Annotated in this window: 16 protein-coding genes and 1 pseudogene; 4 read left to right on the plus strand and 13 right to left on the minus strand. The window is 50.2% G+C overall.

The window, feature by feature from the left end; genetic code table 11:
* The first annotated feature begins 12 nt into the window (after positions 1–12).
* From BBSC_RS14185 to BBSC_RS04270, 3 genes are read left to right on the plus strand one after another with little or no spacing between them, the layout of a single operon-like run.
* Positions 13–579, plus strand: a complete 567-nt coding sequence (locus BBSC_RS14185) for a hypothetical protein (RefSeq protein WP_231649022.1) — start codon at positions 13–15, stop codon at positions 577–579.
* A gap of 37 nt (positions 580–616) precedes the next feature.
* Entirely contained in the window at positions 617–1,297 is a 681-nt protein-coding gene (locus BBSC_RS04265) for a response regulator transcription factor (RefSeq protein ID WP_197074438.1), read from the plus strand.
* Positions 1,298–1,352: 55 nt separating this feature from the next.
* Complete coding sequence (locus BBSC_RS04270) at positions 1,353–2,453, plus strand: HAMP domain-containing sensor histidine kinase (RefSeq protein WP_231649021.1); 1,101 nt, start codon at positions 1,353–1,355, stop codon at positions 2,451–2,453.
* A 330-nt stretch (positions 2,454–2,783) separates the two neighbouring features.
* Here the strand turns inward: BBSC_RS04270 and BBSC_RS13215 are convergent.
* From BBSC_RS13215 to BBSC_RS13235, 7 genes and pseudogenes are all read right to left on the minus strand, one after another.
* Positions 2,784–3,971 (minus strand): annotated as a pseudogene (locus tag BBSC_RS13215) (IS256 family transposase).
* A 166-nt stretch (positions 3,972–4,137) separates the two neighbouring features.
* A complete protein-coding gene (kdpC, locus tag BBSC_RS13220; protein ID WP_081893034.1) occupies positions 4,138–4,791 on the minus strand; it encodes a potassium-transporting ATPase subunit KdpC in 654 nt (217 codons plus the stop codon).
* Between the two features lie 17 nt (positions 4,792–4,808).
* A complete protein-coding gene (gene kdpB / locus BBSC_RS04285) occupies positions 4,809–6,869 on the minus strand; it encodes a potassium-transporting ATPase subunit KdpB (RefSeq protein WP_033519070.1) in 2,061 nt (686 codons plus the stop codon).
* A 12-nt stretch (positions 6,870–6,881) separates the two neighbouring features.
* Positions 6,882–8,660: a potassium-transporting ATPase subunit KdpA gene (locus tag BBSC_RS04290; protein WP_033519069.1), complete on the minus strand. Its 1,779-nt coding sequence runs from the start codon at positions 8,658–8,660 to the stop codon at positions 6,882–6,884.
* A gap of 20 nt (positions 8,661–8,680) precedes the next feature.
* Positions 8,681–8,758 (minus strand): K(+)-transporting ATPase subunit F, encoded by a 78-nt coding sequence (kdpF, locus tag BBSC_RS14460; RefSeq protein ID WP_081893036.1) that lies wholly within the window; start codon positions 8,756–8,758, stop codon positions 8,681–8,683.
* A 437-nt stretch (positions 8,759–9,195) separates the two neighbouring features.
* Entirely contained in the window at positions 9,196–9,894 is a 699-nt protein-coding gene (locus tag BBSC_RS13230; protein WP_081893033.1) for a response regulator, read from the minus strand.
* On the minus strand, positions 9,887–12,607 hold the full coding sequence (locus BBSC_RS13235) for a sensor histidine kinase (protein WP_081893032.1): 2,721 nt from the start codon (positions 12,605–12,607) through the stop codon (positions 9,887–9,889). The genes BBSC_RS13230 and BBSC_RS13235 overlap by 8 nt, the downstream gene beginning before the upstream one ends.
* 162 nt (positions 12,608–12,769) lie before the next feature.
* On the opposite strand from BBSC_RS13235, the gene BBSC_RS13625 reads away from it, so the two are divergent.
* Positions 12,770–13,018, plus strand: coding sequence for a hypothetical protein (locus BBSC_RS13625; protein ID WP_144414410.1), 249 nt, complete (start codon positions 12,770–12,772; stop codon positions 13,016–13,018).
* Positions 13,019–13,253: 235 nt separating this feature from the next.
* Here BBSC_RS13625 and BBSC_RS04300 read toward each other — a convergent pair whose 3' ends face one another.
* From BBSC_RS04300 to BBSC_RS04320, 6 genes are all read right to left on the minus strand, one after another.
* On the minus strand, positions 13,254–13,604 hold the full coding sequence (locus BBSC_RS04300) for a hypothetical protein (RefSeq protein WP_169742222.1): 351 nt from the start codon (positions 13,602–13,604) through the stop codon (positions 13,254–13,256).
* A 22-nt stretch (positions 13,605–13,626) separates the two neighbouring features.
* Positions 13,627–14,451, minus strand: coding sequence for an NAD(P)-dependent alcohol dehydrogenase (locus tag BBSC_RS13245; RefSeq protein WP_081893031.1), 825 nt, complete (start codon positions 14,449–14,451; stop codon positions 13,627–13,629).
* Positions 14,452–14,727: 276 nt separating this feature from the next.
* A complete protein-coding gene (locus BBSC_RS04305) occupies positions 14,728–15,819 on the minus strand; it encodes an FAD:protein FMN transferase (protein WP_051923247.1) in 1,092 nt (363 codons plus the stop codon).
* 11 nt (positions 15,820–15,830) lie between these two features.
* Entirely contained in the window at positions 15,831–16,484 is a 654-nt protein-coding gene (locus BBSC_RS04310; RefSeq protein ID WP_046726141.1) for a flavodoxin, read from the minus strand.
* A gap of 113 nt (positions 16,485–16,597) precedes the next feature.
* Positions 16,598–17,332 carry a flavodoxin gene (locus BBSC_RS04315; RefSeq protein ID WP_051923246.1) on the minus strand — a complete coding sequence of 245 codons (735 nt, stop codon included), beginning with the start codon at positions 17,330–17,332 and terminating at the stop codon, positions 16,598–16,600.
* Positions 17,333–17,438: 106 nt separating this feature from the next.
* A complete protein-coding gene (locus BBSC_RS04320; RefSeq protein WP_033519066.1) occupies positions 17,439–18,026 on the minus strand; it encodes a TetR/AcrR family transcriptional regulator in 588 nt (195 codons plus the stop codon).
* Positions 18,027–18,087 lie beyond the last annotated feature (61 nt).

Raw genomic sequence — 18,087 nt, forward strand, 5'->3', positions numbered from 1 at the left:
ATGGAACAGCAAATGGCGGGCATCACCCCGGACTTCGTCGGCTATGAATACACATCCGTGCGCGCGGACGGCGCGCATGAGTCGATGGTGATCGACGCCTACCGGAATTTTGGCTGGCTGCCGGACGGTTCGCGGCGCGGCGGTGAGCTGCACTTCAAGCGTGACCGCAATCTGCTGAATCGTACCGAACTGACCCGTCTGCAGCGCCAGTTCGATTCGCATATGCGCGAGCTGGAGACCTTGGGAAAGGCTCCTGCCCGTAAATCATCGATTATCGGCTGGTGCGTCGGGCTGATCGGATGCGTGTTTCTCGGCGGGGCCACGTTCTCGTATCTGGGTGGACTGATGGGCCTGATGGTCGCGCTGGCGATCCCGGGCTTCCTCTGCTGGCTCGGTGCAGGGCCTCTCGCCAAGCGGATACGCAAGATCATGACCGAGCGCAATGAGCCGGCAATCGACCATCTGCATGATGTGAACTACGACGTATGCCGGCGTGCGAACTCCCTGCTGATGCGCGGCGACGACACCGATAGTGTCTCTAATACCGCCGATGGCAGCGAGAGCAAGACACTGGAGTAGCCTGAAATATATTGAACTTTTGAAGGAGCAGAAGGGGATGGCTATGGCAACCATCGTGGTCGTGGAGGACGAGAAGGAGCTCAACGACATCATGTGCATGTACCTGCGCGACGCGGGATACACGGTGCACGGGTGTCTGTCGGCCAACGAGGCGTACGCGGCGATGCATGGGCGAATCATCGATCTGGTGATTTCGGACATCATGATGCCCGGTCTCGATGGGTTCGAGTTTGCGGCGAAATTGCGGCAAATGGACGAGCATCTGCCGATCATCTTCGTGACCGCGCGTGACGATATGGCCTCGAAGAAGCATGGTTTCCATACCGGTGTGGATGATTATATGGTCAAGCCGGTCGAATTGGACGAGCTGGTGTTGCGCGTCGAGGCGCTTCTGCGCCGTGCGGGCATTGAGGAAAGCCACCTGCTCAAGGTGGGTGGACTGGTGCTTGACGCAGGGGAGATGTCGGCCCAATGGGACGGCAATCCGGTCGAACTGACCGTGCGCGAGTTCAATATACTGTACAAACTACTGAGCTTCCCGCGCCAGGTGTTCTCACGCGGCCAGCTCATGGACGAATTCTGGGGGCAGGACGCGGACAACAATCTGCGCGTCACCGACGTGTACATCACCCGCCTGCGTCAGAAATTCGCCGATTGCCCCTACTTCAGCATTCTGACCATGCGTGGCTTGGGCTACAAAGCCGTCCCGAATCAGTGACTTTCCATGCTGAGCCCCCTCTGATGAAGGGGCTAATGAGAATAAGAGAATCGATATGAACGAAACAGAACAGCCAGACAAGCCAGCCAAATACAGCATGATTTCCGGCCCGTTATCCGGCTGGATCGTGCTGTGGTCGTTTATCGTGTTCATTGCGGCGGCGGCCGGGCAGATGAGCCTGATCGTCTGGCTGCCGAGGCTGTTCCCGATTTTCGATGATATGGCGTACCTGCAGGCCGTCATCATTCTGGCGTACTGGCTGCTGCTGGCCGTATTATTCGCCTGGGAGACGGGTAAGCAGATCTACGATCGTGTGGAATGGCCGATGCGCAAGCTCGGCGAAGCCACCAGCCGAGTCGCCAAAGGCGATTTTTCCGTGTACGTGGCACCTCAGCATATTGAGGGGAGCCGCGACTGGAATTCGACCGATCAGATGTTCTCCGACTTCAACACCATGGTCGAGGAGCTGGGCGGCATCGAGACCATGAAAAACGATTTCGTTTCCAACGTGAGTCACGAAATCCGCAATCCCCTAGCCGTTATCAAGAATTACGCGACCATGATGCGCGACATAGACATGGACAAGGACCAGCGCGAGGAATGCGTACGGATCATCACTGCCGCGTCCGAACGACTCAACGCGCTGGTCACCAATATCCTCAAGCTCAACAAGCTTGAAAGCCAGACCATCGTTTCACAAGCCGTCGATTACGACTTGACCCGCCAGCTGACCGAAGAGATCCTCACGCTTGATGACCTGTTCACCGAAAAGAACATCGACCTGGACTGCGATCTGGAAGACCGTGCGATGGTGCACGCCGACCCCGGCATCACCACGCTCATCTGGAGCAATGTTCTTGGCAACGCGCTCAAATACACTGAGCGAGGCGGCCATGTGAGCGTGATTCAGCGCTCACAGGGCAGCATGGTGTCGGTAGAAATCAGCGACGATGGCTGCGGCATGACCCCGGACGAAGCCGCCCACATGTTCGACAAGTTCTATCAGGGCGACACCTCGCATGCCTCTCAAGGCAACGGCCTCGGCATGGCGATGGTCAGGCGCGCCGTGGACCTGAGCCGCGGCTTCATCGACGTGGCCAGCGCCAAAGGCAAAGGCACCACCATCACCGTGCGTCTGCCAGCCGCACGGTTGTAGGTCTGCCCCGCTGGCGGTGGCTGTCTGCGGATGCGAACTGGGGGTGGCAAAGCCTGATGCGGCGCGGATTCCGCAGCCACCCCTAGTTCTCCTCCACACCGCTACCACAGTTTGCGGATGCTGCGTGAGACACATGCCTGTAGAGCATGGCTGGGCATGAGACGACACTATTGGATATTGCGACGCAGGCGCGATGTAATGCAAGGTATCGGATATTGACTTCGCGTGCTTGAGGTCAGTAGAACGTTGAATATAGGGAATTTCCCCAAGGAAAGGGGTAGTGCCCGGATTCTTGCGCACTTTGGTCTTCGCCCGTTCCTGTGGCGGTGATCAGTGCGCTGCTGGTACGTTCTCACCGAGTCTTGACATGTCGAGGTAGCGTCGTGTCGACCATTCGTTGGAGGTCACGTAGCGGATGCGCGCGCATATGAGCATGAGCGCGCTGCGTCCGTCGGGGAAGCTGCCGACCACGCGCGTGCGCCGGCGGATCTCGCGGTTGAGGCGTTCGATCATGTTGTTCGTGCGGATGCGGCGGCGATGCTCGCGGGGGTAGCCGTCGAGCAGGTAGGTCGTGGTCTCGCCGATGCCCTCACGAAGGCATTCGGCGGCCTCCCCCGAGCTTCCTCGAATCCATCTCCTCGGCGACGGATTCCGCCTTCTCCAGCGCCTTGCCGCGGGTCTCCATGGAGAACACGGCCTTCAGGGCGTCCGCGGCCCAATCCCTGTTCCCGGGGTTGACCCTGGCAAGGATGTTGCGCTCGAAGTGCACCATGCACCGCTGATGACGCGCCCCGGGCAGCAATTCGCCCACGGCGGCGACCAGCCCCGCACACCGGTCTCCCGTCACCAATCGCACGCCCCTCAACCCTCGTGCGAGCATGCCTTTGATGAACGAGCGCCAGCTTTCCGCGTCCTCCTTCATGCCCTCCGCCACCGAAAGCACCTCGCGCCGCCCGTCGGCACCGACGCCGATGGCCACCAGCACGCTCACGTTCTCCACGCTGCCTCCCCAGCAGCGCTTGTGCCACACGCCGTCCATGAACACGTACGCATACTCCTGTTCCAACGGACGCTCCCGCCATGCGTCAATGTCCGCGTACACCTTCCTGAGCTTGTCGCTCAGGGTCTGCGAGGGCATGCGATCGCCCCACAACAACTGGGCGACATCATCGACCTGCCGGGTGCTCACGCCGGCCAGGTACATGTCGATCAGCGCCTCCCCGGGCGCTCTCCTCACGGCGCCGGTAGCGTTCGATCACCGCCGACTCGAACACCGCCCCTTTCAGTTTCGGTACTTTGAGGCTCATCTTGCCGGCCTTGACGGTCAGGTCCCGCCCGTAGTGGCCGGCCCGGTACGCCTTCCGCTTCCCGCTGCGCTCGTATCGGGCGGCGCCGGTGATCTCGTAGGCCTGAAGCGTCGGGCATCGCGTTCAACGTCTCCTCGACGCTTTTGCGGACCATCCGGTCCAGGGTGGTCTCCAACATGGCCTGGTCGACCTGTAGAATCTGCTGTGACATGGCTTCGTGCCCTCGTTTCCAATCGCGATTTGTTTTGTTTGGCGACAGAAAATCGTACACAGGACACGGGCCATGCCCTATTCCAAGCCCTCAACCAATTTGCGCAATAATTCGGACGTTATCCAAGAAGGAATGCATCTCCATCATATTAATCCTCTCCTTTCCGTTAGATTAGGTCCATCTTTTGAGCAATCTCAATATTGACCATCAATACATTGACTGTTTCTTCACCGAAAATGCCAAGAAACTTGCCATCCGTATTGTTTCTAACAATATCTCGAACAGTGTCTTCACTCAGCCCAGATGCTTCCACAATTCTGGGAATTTGAATTTCAGCTGATTCGGGAGAAATATGTGGGTCCAAACCGGAACCAGAAGCAGTCAACAAATCGGTAGGAATATCTTCCCGTTTTACTTCGGGGTTCTTCTCCAAAAATGATTCAATATCTGCTTCCACACGTTCCGTCAGTGCAGGATTAGAGGGCGCATAGTTATTGGATCCAGATCCGAGCCCCGGAAATTCTGTTTCGTCCCGATAATACTGCTTTCCATTCTCACCCTCGGTATAGACATTATAGTGGTAAGCAGAAGGACGGCTCCACATGTAGTAATCCTCTGTAAATTCCTGTCCTACATATTTTGCGCCAACTGTTTGGCCATTTACGGTAATGAGATTTCCTCCCGCTTGATTCGGGAAAATCAAGGCGGATAATCCAGTTAATAGGCAGGGAAACAAAAGTCCGCAAATTAGCATTAAAACAACTGTAACTGTAACTGCTTGTCGTGTCCCGTGCAGCAAGTTTTTCACTGATTCTTTCATAACACAAGCATCCTTTCTTAAAGCCCAAAACCAATTAAAGTAAGCAGAGGAGCAATGATCATATCAATAATTTTAATTCCGATAAAAGGAGTAATCATGCCGCCTAAGCCATAAATCAGCATATTTCTTGCCAGCATCTTTCCAGAAGACATCGGACGATATTTAACACCTTTCATAGCCAGAGGAATCAGGCATGGAATGATAATAGCGTTAAAGATTAAGGCGGACAAAATGGCGCTGTAAGGGGTAGCCAGGTGCATAATGTTCAAAACCTGAAGCTGAGGAATCGCCATCATAAACATCGCAGGAATAATTGCGAAATATTTTGCAATATCGTTTGCAATGGAGAATGTGGTAAGACTTCCTCGTGTAATAAGAAGCTGTTTACCAATTTCCACAACTTCCAAAATCTTTGTGGGATCGGAATCCAGATCGACCATGTTGGCAGCTTCTTTTGCGGCAGTAGTACCGCTGTTCATTGCCAAGCCGACATTTGCTTGAGCCAATGCAGGGGCATCGTTTGTGCCATCGCCTGTCATGGCTACAATTTTTCCTTCAGACTGTTCTTTCTTAATTACGTCAATTTTGTCCTCCGGTTTGCATTCTGCAATGAATCCGTCAACACCGGCTTCCTTTGCAATAGTAGCAGCAGTAAGCGGATTATCGCCGGTGCACATGATCGTTTTGATGCCAATGGCGCGCAGCCGCTCAAAACGCTCTACCATACCGGGCTTTACAGTATCTTTCAGATAAATGACACCTAAAATCCGATCACCCTCACAGACAGTAAGGGGTGTGCCGCCTAAGCTGGAAATCTTATCAACCTGTTCATGGAGATCTTCAGGAATTACTCCTCCAGGAGATTTCACATACTGCTCAATCGCTTCTGCTGCGCCTTTACGAACCTTTGTGCCATCCGGAAGATTGACGCCGCTCATTCGAGTCTGCGCGGTAAATTCAATAAATTCCGAACCGGAAATTTCTTCGCTGTTATCGCCCAAACGACGGGCAAGCTCCAAGGTAGATTTGCCTTCAGGGGTTTCGTCATGCAGGCTGGTGAGTGCTGCGCAGCGGATCAAATCACTGCGGTTTGCACCGCCTACCGGAAAGAAATCAGCAGCAAGACGGTTACCATATGTGATTGTACCAGTTTTATCAAGAATCATGGTATCTACGTCGCCGCAAGCCTCCACAGCTTTACCGGACATAGCGATAACATTAAAGCGGGTAACACGATCCATGCCAGCAATACCGATTGCAGAAAGCAGGCCGCCAATGGTGGTAGGAATCAGACAGACAGCCAAGGCGATTAGAGTGGAGGTTTGCAGCTGCACACCGGAATAAATACCAATAGGATACAGGGTTACAATGACGATCATAAAGATAATGGTCAGAGATACCAACAGAGTGCTCAGCGCAATTTCATTCGGAGTCTTCTTACGAGAAGCACCCTCTACCAGTGCAATCATACGGTCAAGAAAGCTGTTACCTGCATCGGAAGTAATACGGATTTTCAGCCAGTCAGATACAATCGTAGTACCACCGGTAACGGAGCAGAAGTCACCGCCGGATTCCCGAACAACGGGAGCAGATTCACCCGTAATGGCAGATTCATCCACAGAAGCAATGCCTTCAATGACCTCTCCGTCGCCGGGGATAATTTCACCGGCAGAAACCATTACAACATCGCCTTTTTTCAGTTCGCTGGAAAGAACAACCTTTTCTGTCCCGTCTTCCATGAGCAAACGGGCTTTGGTATCTTTCTGCGTTTTTTTGAGGCTTGCTGCTTGTGCTTTGCCGCGACCTTCTGCAACAGATTCAGCGAAGTTTGCAAACAAAACGGTGATGAATAGCACTACACAGACGATAATATTGTAAACTCTCAAATTGGTGCCATCGCTTACATCACCAAACAACCCGGGGAAAAAGGAAAGAATCAGGGTAATAAAACATCCTACTTCCACCACGAACATGACGGGATTTTTCGTCATGTACACGGGATTTAATTTTGTAAAGGAGCCGATAATCGCCTGACGGAATATTTCAGGTGTAATCAGTTTCTGATTTTTCTTGCTCATAAAAGTTCTTCCTTATGCCCAAAGGGTCAAATGTTCCGCAATGGGGCCAAGTGCAAGTACCGGGAAAAATGTCAGCGCTGCAAAGATGTAAACAACAAACACCAGAATTACAGCAAAGCTTACAGTATCAGTATGCAGGGTACCCGCAAATTCGTTCACAAAGCGTTTTTTCATCAAAGATCCTGCAATCGCCAGCTGAATGACAATGGAGAGATAGCGACCGAAGAACATAGCAAGACCTGTGGTGATATTCCAGAACATTGTGTTGTCAGCCAAGCCCTCAAATCCGGAACCATTGTTTGCGGCAGAAGAAGCATACTCATAAAGCACCTGAGAAAATCCATGAAATCCCGGATTTGTAATTCCTTCCATTCCAGCCTGCGTTCCAACGGCCAAAGCAGAGAACGCCAGAATCAACAGCGGATGAATGATGATACACAGGGCAGTCAGCTTCATCTCACGGCCTTCAATCTTTTTGCCCAGATATTCAGGTGTACGACCAATCATCAGACCGCAGATAAATACCGCCAAGATTGCATACATGATCATGTTCATGAGCCCAACACCCTTACCGCCAAACACAACGTTGAGCATCATGTGAAGCATCGGGATCATGCCGCCCAAGGGGGTTAAGGTATCATGCATGTTATTCACAGTACCGGTTGTAAAGGATGTTGTAGTGGTGGTAAACATTGCAGACTGTGCAATACCGAAGCGGACTTCCTTACCTTCCATACTACCCATAGACTGGCTTAAACCAACATCCGCAAGTGCAGGATTTCCCTGGCTCTCTGCCCAGAAGCATACAGAAAGACCAATCAGGAAAATAATACCCATAGCAGCGAAAATGCTGCGGCCTTCACGACCATACATCCATACGGTAAAGCTCTTGCGAATTTTGCGCTGAGACTCAAATGCCTGCTCTGCATCCAGACCAGACTTTGCCTGTGCCATTTCACGCTTGCGGTCACGCACCATTTTGCCAAAGGTGATAACGCACGCACCCGGCAGCAGCATCATGGAATAAAGCTCAATCAGATTGGTAATGATGGTTGGATTCTCAATAGGTGTACTGGAGTTTGCACCCAAAAATCCACCGCCGTTTGTTCCAAAATGCTTGATGATTTCCAATGCTGCAACAGGGCCCATTGCAATTACTTGTTTGGCTCCTTCAATGGTATCTACCATAACATTTCCGGAGAAATTCTGCGGAACGCCCTGCCATACCAGCAACAAACCGCCGACGATAGAAAAAGGCAACAGCACACGAGTAGTGATGCGAACCAGATCTGCGAAAAAGTTTCCTACATTGTCTTTTGTTTTTCCGGCCAAGCCACGGATGAATGCAACACAAGCAGCATATCCGCTTGCTGCAGAAACGAACATCATAAATGTAATGACCAACATCTGAGATAAGTAAGACAACCCAGACTCACCGGAATAGTGCTGGAGATTGGTGTTGGTCATGAAGCTGATAATTGTATTGAAGGAAAGGGATTCCTCCATACCTCCGATTCCGTTGGGATTGAAAAGGGCGATACTTTGAATTCTCAAAATGATGTATCCCAGAAGAATCATTACACCGTTTGTTGCAAGTAAAGCCAAAGCGTATTTTTTCCAGTTCATTCCGTTTTGCGGTTTAATGCCGCTGATTTTATAGATAACGCCGTCTACACGGTCAAAAACCGGATCGGCAAAAGTATGTTTTCCAGCTGCGATATGATAAACATAAACACCTACTGGAACTACCATTATCAGATAAAGGATAATGGTCAATATAATTTGTAGCATGATAATTTCCTCCTGCTGGTTTAAAATTTTTCTGGGTGTACCAATGCATAAACTAAATATCCACCCAGCAGTAAAACAATAATTCCAAGAACAATCATGTTCTTTCCTCCTTATTCATTTCGATCTACTTGCTTTTGGCACCAGCTGATTAACAAAAAAACGAGCCCGACACAGCCTGCCAAAATTGCTATCATGATAAAATCCATCATAACGGTATCCTCCTCTTTGGTTTTACACAAAATATTGTAGCAGTTTTACTGTGAAATTGGTCTTAGCTTTTTTTATATCAGATAAAGATTGCATTAAGAAAAGCGTCTGGCCCCATCAGGTCAGACGCTTTCAAATTTTTATCTATCGAATAGAATCAGAGGGAGATAAAGCTCTACTTGTAGTCATGAAGCTTTTGTTCATAGATATACAGTACACATTTCCAACTTGGATTTTTATATAAACATACTCGATGAACAAAAATAACGTTGCCCATTTATGCGAGATGGACAACGTTATTAAGGAATTTTAATTTATAGACTTTTCTTTATTGCCGTATCATTCGATACCCTACACCAATATGTGTTTGAATATATTGAGGGGCAGAAGGATTTTTCTCAATCTTTTTCCGCAGAGTAGCCATAAACACCCGCAAAGAAGGTGTATCTGATGCAGATGCGATTCCCCATACTTCTTTTAAAATGTAATTATGGGTCAAAACTTTCCCGGTATTTTTAGCAAGAACACAAAGCAGTTTGTATTCAATAGGAGTCAAATGAATCTCTTTTTCATCCATATATGCGCATCCAGCAGCAAGATCAATGGTCAATTCTCCATTGCGGTATACACTGGTTTGTACTTGGGAAGAAGCTTCATCTGTCCTGCTTCTGCGTAAAGCCACGCGAAGTCGGGCCAAAAGTTCATCAATACTGAATGGTTTTGTTAAATAATCATCTGCCCCAGCATCTAATGCTTCTACCTTGTCCTGATCCTCGCTTCTAGCGCTTACGACGATAATAGGGACATTGCTCCATCCACGAACTTTTTGGATAATTTCAGCCCCATCCATATCCGGTAAACCTAAATCCAAAATAATGACATCAGCGTTATAGGACACCGCATCCAAAAGAGCGCCTGTTCCATTTTTCGCAGTATGATACTGATAATCCTGTGTATCCAACGTTGTTCGTATCAGGTTTGTGATAGCCGGATCATCCTCTATCACAAGAATTTTTGGTTTATACATGATCAAATTTCACTTCCTCTAAAGGTAATGTAAAGGAGAACACCGCACCATGCGGTTTATTATCGCTGACTGAAATTTCTCCTCCGTGAGCGTCTACAATAGATTTACATAAGCTCAAGCCCAAGCCTAACCCTCTGCGGCTGTCTGCTTTGCCGATACCTGCCGTGTAAAACATATCAAATAAATGCAGCTTGGCTTCATCTGAAATACCCGGTCCGTCATCTGCAATACGGATACGAACCATTTTCTTCTCTTTTTTCGCTGATAAACAGATATGAGAACCTTCCGGCGTATATTTAATGGCGTCATTTACAATGTTGATAATCACTTGAACAATTAACCGAACATCCATTTTCGCCATTAAAAGATCATCCGCAAGCTCTACCGATATCTCATGTTCAGCTGCTTTCCGGTCCACATGAGATATCGCCTCCCGAAACACATCGTCGATTAGTTCCGCATTCATCTGAAGATGCATTGTTCCGTTTTCAATCCGGGTAATCGACAAAAGATTTTCCGTGAGATTTACAAGCCACATCGAGTCATCATAAATAGAACTATAGATCTCCTGTTTTTTGCTTTCATCCAGCAAAATGCTTTTTTCCATTAAAACACCGGCATTACCGCTGATACTGGTAAGCGGCGTACGAAGGTCATGAGAAATCGCACGCAATAAATTGGAACGAAGACGTTCTCTCTGTGTTTCCATTTCAATCGCTTGTTTTTCAGCCCGAAGTCTGCGGCGTTCTAATATCAATCCGCATTCGTTTAAAAGTGCAATCAGCAAATTTTTCTCAAACACATCCAACGGCGGATAGTATTTGGACGGAATCCCTATCACGCCCATCACTTCCTGATTCCCTCGGACGGATAAATATAGATTCTGTGCGTGAGATAATGTATTAGTAGTTGCTCCGGCGTGTTTGTTATTTTTTACAACCCAGTCTGCAACGCCTACTTCTTCCGCAGTCATTGCTCCAATCAATTTATTGGTTTCTGACTGTGGACAAACCTGAAAATCAAGTTCTTTTTCTTTTACTACCAAAGAGTACAAAATCGGCCGATCCAGAAGAGCCCGTACCTGTTCTGCTGCAAGAGCAATAATTTCCTGTTCATCCCGCCCTTGCTGCATCTTCTGGCTGCTATTCATCAGAAGCTCCATATAGTAAGCTTTTTGAGCAGATTGGCGAGCCTGTTTTTTTACAGGGATAGCTAATGTACTAGAAATAATACTGGCTACCAACATAATCAAGAAGGTAACCGGATAGTCAGGATCGGTGGCTTCTAATGAAAATCTTGGAACTGTAAAAAAGAAATTAAAGGAAATGACGCTGAGCAGTGATGCAAGCGCACCGTATAAATGACCATGCGTCCAAATTGCGGTAAGTAAAACTCCCAAAATATACACAGTAATGATATTCGCTTCCCGAAGACCAGCGGTGTAAAATCCAAAACTGATGATTGTTGCACAAAGTGTAATCAGTACAACTTTCAGCAGATCAATCCACCTAAATTTCGGTTCCTCTTTTCGAAGTGAATTAAATTTCTTCTTATAGAGCGGCTGAGTATCCGGAATGATATAAATATCAATATCTCCAGCTAATTTTGTCAATTTGTCGGCTAATGTCTTACTCCGTAAAAATATTGTGGATTTGTGATTTGTTCTTCCCAGAACAATTTTCGTAATACCGCTAACCTTAGCATATTCTGCAATTTGTACAGCCGGATCATCACCATAAACAGTAGAAATTTGAGCCCCTAATTGCTCTGCAAGCCGAAGATTATCCCGTAATCTTTTTAAGCTGTCACCTTTCAATTCTTTTGTTTCAGGAGTTTCAACAAACAAAGCTGTAAATCCACTGTGGAATGCCTCTGCCATACGAGCAGCTGTTCGGATTACTTTGGCGTTGGAAGGAGAGTTTGAAAGACAAATTAAAATATGCTCTCCTGCTTTGGCAACTGTTTCATTTCCGCTTTTTTGAGCGTTCCGACTTAATCGATCAGCAGTACGACGCAAAGCAATTTCACGAAGCGCCGCCAAATTATCTCTTGTAAAGAAATGATTGAGCGCACGGGAAGCCTGACTTTTACGATATACTTTTCCCGACTGTAACCGGGCAATTAAATCGTCCGGTTCAATATCAACCAGTTCCACTTGATCTGCAGAGTCAAACACAGAGTCGGGAATTCGTTCACTGACGGCAACTTGTGTAATAGAAGCCACCAAGTCATTTAAAGATTCCAAATGCTGAACATTAACGGTTGTATAAACATCGATGCCTGCCCGCAGGAGTTCTTCCACGTCTTGATACCGTTTAGCATGACGGCATCCTGCCGCATTGCTGTGTGCTAATTCATCTACAAGCACTATTTGAGGATGACGTTTAAGAGAAGCATCTAAATCGAATTCTTTGAGTTTAATTCCTTTATAATCAACTTCTTTGTTGGGAAGTTGTTCTGATCCTTCGAGCAATGCAAGCGTATCAGGTCTGGTGTGACGCTCAATATACCCAACTACGATATCAATCCCTTGTTTTTGTGCCTGATGTGCGGCTTTAAGCATAGCGTAGGTTTTACCGACACCTGCCGCATAACCAAAGAAAATCTTCAGACTCCCTTGTCTTTGATTGTCTATATGCTCTTTATAAGTACCTTCCATATTTTCCAATGATGCATCACTCCATTTTTCTATTTTTTTTTGATCATACCACATTTGGGCTTTTTGTGATGTAAAGAAGACATCTGAGGCATTAAGATTGTATTAAGAAAGAAATCTTAATGCCTCATTAATGGCACTCGGTATCCTCTAACACTATCTTTTTATACTTTATGATATACTCCGAAGCATAAAAGAGTTGATAAAGAGGTATTTGAAATGATGACCAGACAGTTATGCGGAATAAATCACTATAATAAAAGCAACTTTGCTGATAGACATATATTTGCTCTTTTAAAAAGCAAACAAGTAGAACTTGAAGATAAAATGGAAGCATATTTCAGCCACCATCCGTTTGTGCTTTGGGCAGTTGCATTTGTAGGAATGCCAATCGGAATCTTATTAGCTGTTGGAGTTGTAGCAACAATATTTGGGATGGTCATTTTAGGAATTATGTCCTTAACGTAATTCAATAAAATGTAACATTCTGGGAAAGTGAAAATTCATAAGATCCGGCGTACCTTCGCAGGGCGGGCGATCGAGATACCGAAGTTTGACATCAAATCCCTCTCCGAAATCCTTGGACACAAGAATGTTTCGTTCACTTTGAATGTCTATGGGAGCACCAATCTCCAACAGAAGGTAAAGTACATGAATTTATAGAATGGTCTCTTGTAAGAAAGCATCGAACAGGAACGGTGGGTTACCGTTCCTGTTCACTCTTTTTCTTTTGAAAAGTCTGCTGTACCTTCTGCGCTTGCCGCACCATCCTCCGTACTGCCTGCCGCTCTACATCTTCATGCAGCATACGGGAAACCGTCTTTTTGCTGTCAAACATCAAAAGCGGGTTGTACTTCTCGCCGTAAACCTGCTGTGCCCGGTTCTCCGCTTCCTGCTCCTTGTCGGGGCGGATGGCCTGCCTCGCCTCATAGAACTGCACCGGGTCAAAGCCCTGCGCCCGTTCCCGAAGCCCGGCATATTCGGTCAGGGCAGCATCCAACTCGGCGGAATATTTCTGTTCCTGTTCTTCCAGCCGTTTCAGGCTCTGCTCCATAGCGGCGATGTCTTTAGGAAATTTATCGGTGGCATCTTCCTCGGTATAGGCCAGCGACGCCAGAAGCAGATTCTTTTCTGAGCGCAGCTCCTCCAAATCCTCTGTCAGCGCCGCAATCTTTGCCGTCAGTTCCCGGTGCCGGAACACATGAATAACCGGGAGTGGGATTGAATCCGTTGACGGCGATGATCGCATCATACTGTTTCTCGTTAGCGAAAACGTTCTCCCTCTTGTAATCCACAACGTGATCAGCCCCTAATTTCCATGCCGTATCAACGTTTTTGGTGCTGCATACTGCGGTGACTGTGGCACCATACGCTTTGAGAATCTGTACAGTGAATTGGCCGACGCCGCCGGATGCTCCATATACCAGAACGTGTTGCCCTGGCTTTATCTGTGCTTTTCGTATCGCAGACAATGCCGTGGTTCCCGCGACCGGAACGGCGGACGCTTCCTCGAACGAAAGGGTTTCAGGCATGGCGCACACGGCGTTGCTGTCGGCACACACATATTCTGCCCATGCGCCGAGCATGCCGTCGGCGATGCCGTACACGGCATCACCCTTGTTGAAACCGGTAACATCGGCACCGACTTCCGCTACGATACCCGCAAATTCCGTGCCCAGCACTTTGCCGAGTTTCTTGTCTTTTAATTTCTCTTTGATTCGGAACAAGGCGGAAACCTTGCCTGTCTTCACTGCTGATTCGAATTGCACGAAGTCCGTGGAGTTGATCGAAGACGCTTTTACCTTCACGAGAATCTGATTTCGTTGCGGTATGGGCTTTTTCACGTCCAAGACCCTCAGAACGTTCGGGCGACCCATCTCGGTATATACAAGGCCTTTCATAAAAGCGGGCTCATCCTCCTTGCGGTTTGCTGTCCGGCATGTGGTTGCTGAACGGAATCAAAACTGTCACACTTGTGACATCGGTTGATTGCCATTTATACTACGAGAATCCGGTCGAAGAGCCAACGGGCTGAGAAGTGCCGCAAAAGAAAGGAAAAAGGAGAGCGTGCCACCCAATTCGTGAGCACGCTCATTTCTACGGCATCTTCATTCTGCACGCTTGCGATGATGCGCGAAGGATTGCCGGCCATGATGCCGTTTATGCCGATTATGTCGCTATCCGATGCCGAATCGCAGCAGTGTGCCGTCATCGCGGATAAGCAGAGCGCCGAGAATCGCCGGGTGCGCGGCGATGAAGCGGGCGGCACGGTGAGCGCCGAGGGTGAGCACGGTGGTGGAATAGCCCTCGGCGTCCAGTGAAGTGCGCGCGATGATGGTGACGCTGACCAGATTGGTGCGTGCCGGATAGCCGGTGTGCGGATCGATGATGTGATGGTAGGTGATGTTGTCCGCGGTGAACCGGCGCTCGTAGATGCCGCTGGTGACGATGGAAACGTCGGTGAGCTGCAACGTGGCGATTGAGTGGCCGGTATCGAGTGGATTGGGAATGCCGATATTCCATGGTTGCTGGTCGGCCGGTCGTCCGTGGAGCACGGTGTTGCCGCCGAGATCGATGAGGAAATGCTCGTAGCCGGCGAATTGGATCGTCTCGCAGAGACGGTCGGCGATCCAGCCTTTGGCGATGCCGCCGAGATCGATGGCCGCCTGCGGATCTCGCAATCGGCACCATGCTTCGTCGTCGTTGCTGCTGCCGTTGCTGTTGTCGCCGCCGGTTTGGTCGGCTGAATAGCCATAAGACATTTCGATGGCGCGGTAGTTCACATGCCGCAGTGCTTGTGCGATTTCGGTTGAATTGGGGACCTGCCGCGCTTTCCAATTCCACAGCCGGCACAGGGTGCCGATGGTGATATCGAACGTACCTTCGCTTTGTGTGCAATAGTGTACGGCTTCGCCGATGAGGTCGGCCGTGCGCGGGTCGATGCGCACCCATTCGCCGTGCGCGCGGTTGATGCGTGATACGTCCGAATGGGGGAGTGTACGGGAGAACAGGCGCTCGTATTCGCGGCATATGGCAATAAGCTGCCCTGCCAATGCGATGCCGGTGTCGAGATGCGGGTGTGGGCCGAACTCGATGACCACGCTGGTGTCGAAGGCGAAGAACCGGCAGTGGATGTGCTGGGTTGCGTCGTCAATGGTAATGGAGGCAAGCTGTTCACGGGGAATCGGATCGAGAGCCGGGGCGGCGGTTTTGGCGTCGGAAGTGGCGCCGATGCCGCCGCTAGGCTCGCTATGTGGGTAGTATGGCATGACCGTTCTCGTTACTCGGCGTTGATTGCCGAAGAAACCTGCGTGATCCATGCCTCGGTGTCGGCATCGGAATTCGCGGTCAGTCCGTCGCCAAGTGTTGCGTTCGGGGCCGCTTCCTTGAGCAGGGCGAGGCTGTCATCGATCGGCGTGTGCGAACTGGTGCAGAACGGGTAGATGGTCTTGCCGGACATATCGTAGGATTCGAGGAACGTGGCGATCACCATCGGCGCGGTGTCGTACCAAATCGGGTAGCCCAGGAAAATCGTGTCGTACTGGTCCATGTTCTCGACAGTGTTTGCCACGGCTGGCCGCGCATTGTCATCGTGCTCTTTTTCGGCGCGGGATGCAACCTCGGCGTAACCGTCGGAATATGGTTCGGCGGGCTGGATCTCGATTAGGTCGCCGCCGACCGCGTCATGGATTTTCTCGGCTACGGCCTTGGTGGTGCCGCTGTACGAATAGTAGGCGATGAGTACATTGTCGTGGTTGCCGGAATCGGTGTTATTGGCGGCCCCATCCGATTGTTCGGATGGGGTACTACCCGTGTCTGACGGATTCTGCGCGGTACTTGACGATGAGCATCCTGCGAGTAACGGGCAGGCGAGCAATGTTATCGCGGCGAAGATTGCGGTCAGATGGTGGCGGATGTTGGTCGTAGTGGCCATGGTTGGCTCCTTTTTGCGGGTATTTTTCGTGGGTAACAGGGTGATTTTGGGTAGGCTCACGCTATGGCATTGGCGTTGCGTTAGTTTTTTGCTCCCGCCAGCGGGGCGAGCAATTAGTTTTCGATGGAATCAACCCAAGCAGTCAGATCGGCGTCGGCTGCGCCGACATCATTGCGGGAGACGGAGAATCCGTTGTCGAGCACGGTGGCATTCGGCTCGAAATTCTTGATCTGTTCGATGGTCCCGGCGAAACCAGAGCCGCCGTGCACGGTGAACGGAATGATGGTTTTGCCGGAGAAATCATAGGAGTCGAACAGCGTGTGCAATGGCATCGGCAGCACGGCGTTCCAGATGGGGAATCCGATGAAGAACGTGTCGTAGCTCTCGAAATCGGCGATGCTGCCGGTCAGTTCCGGTTCGGTGTTATTGCTCATCTCGTTGACGGCGAATTCGATGAGCTCGTCATGATCAGCCGGATACTCCTGAACCGTGTCGATGCGGAACATATCAGCACCGGTCTGCTGCTGAATGAGGCTGGCGATAAGTTCGACGTTGCCGTACAGTTCGCCATCGCGCACCACGCGGCTCGCGCCGGCCTTGGTGTAGGTGCCGGTCGGCTCGGGCATGGAGAAGTAGATGACTAGCGCGTTGCTGGTGGATACCGGTGTCTGCTGATCGGTGTCGGCGCTTTGGCCGCTGGTATTGGGCGTCGAAGCAGTGCCTGTGTCATTGCTGGCTGTCGAGTTCGTGCCGCAGCCGGCAAGCATCGCGCCGGAGAGCATCACCGTGCCGACGATGGCGAAGGACTTACGCAGAATGATGATTCGCGGTCGGTTCGTGGAAGTCATGGGAGTGCCTTTCTTCAGGCGTGGATGATGGACGGTTTGGATGATGTGGAATGGATATTAGGCGATGGAATGCGGCGAAACAGGAGAGCCGACGTCATGAGGCATGTCAGGCGTCGATCTGCTTGCGGTAGCCTTCCACCGCATACGACATGCCGCGGGTGATTAGGCCTATCGACAGTTCGATGAAATCCTCCAACGGCATCTTCTTGCCGTCGGCCACCCATTGGCGATACAGGGTGGGGGAGTTCGACGCGAAGAAAGCGTACACGATGTTCTCGGCGAGCGAATCGAGATCCAGCACGCCGCGATTGCGTTCACGGCGGTAGTCCATGATGCGCTGGCTGATGCGCTCGTAGACCGGTCGGTAGCTCGGTTCACACAGAATGCGTTCGTGCAGCTTCGACTGTTTGGTGGCCATCGTCATATAGAAGCGAACGATGCCGGCGATGTCGTCAAGGCTGGCATAGGAAACGTTCTGTTTGGTGAACTGCGCGACCGTACTCTCCACCACGACCTCGTCCATCAATTCATCGATGGACTGGTAGTGCAGGTAGAAGGTCTTGCGATTGATGTGTGCGCGAGACGCGAGCTCGCTGACGGTAAGCTGATCGTAGTCAAGCTCGCATATCATCTGCTCGAATGCCGATTGTATGGCTGCGCGGGTCTTCAATACTCGTAGGTCGGATTCGTTCATAGGCAATACTCCTTTCTTGATTACGCCACATCATCCATGTCTGTGTGGCGTAATCATCATA

Source organism: Bifidobacterium scardovii JCM 12489 = DSM 13734 (genome assembly GCF_001042635.1).
GTDB lineage: Bacteria > Actinomycetota > Actinomycetes > Actinomycetales > Bifidobacteriaceae > Bifidobacterium > Bifidobacterium scardovii.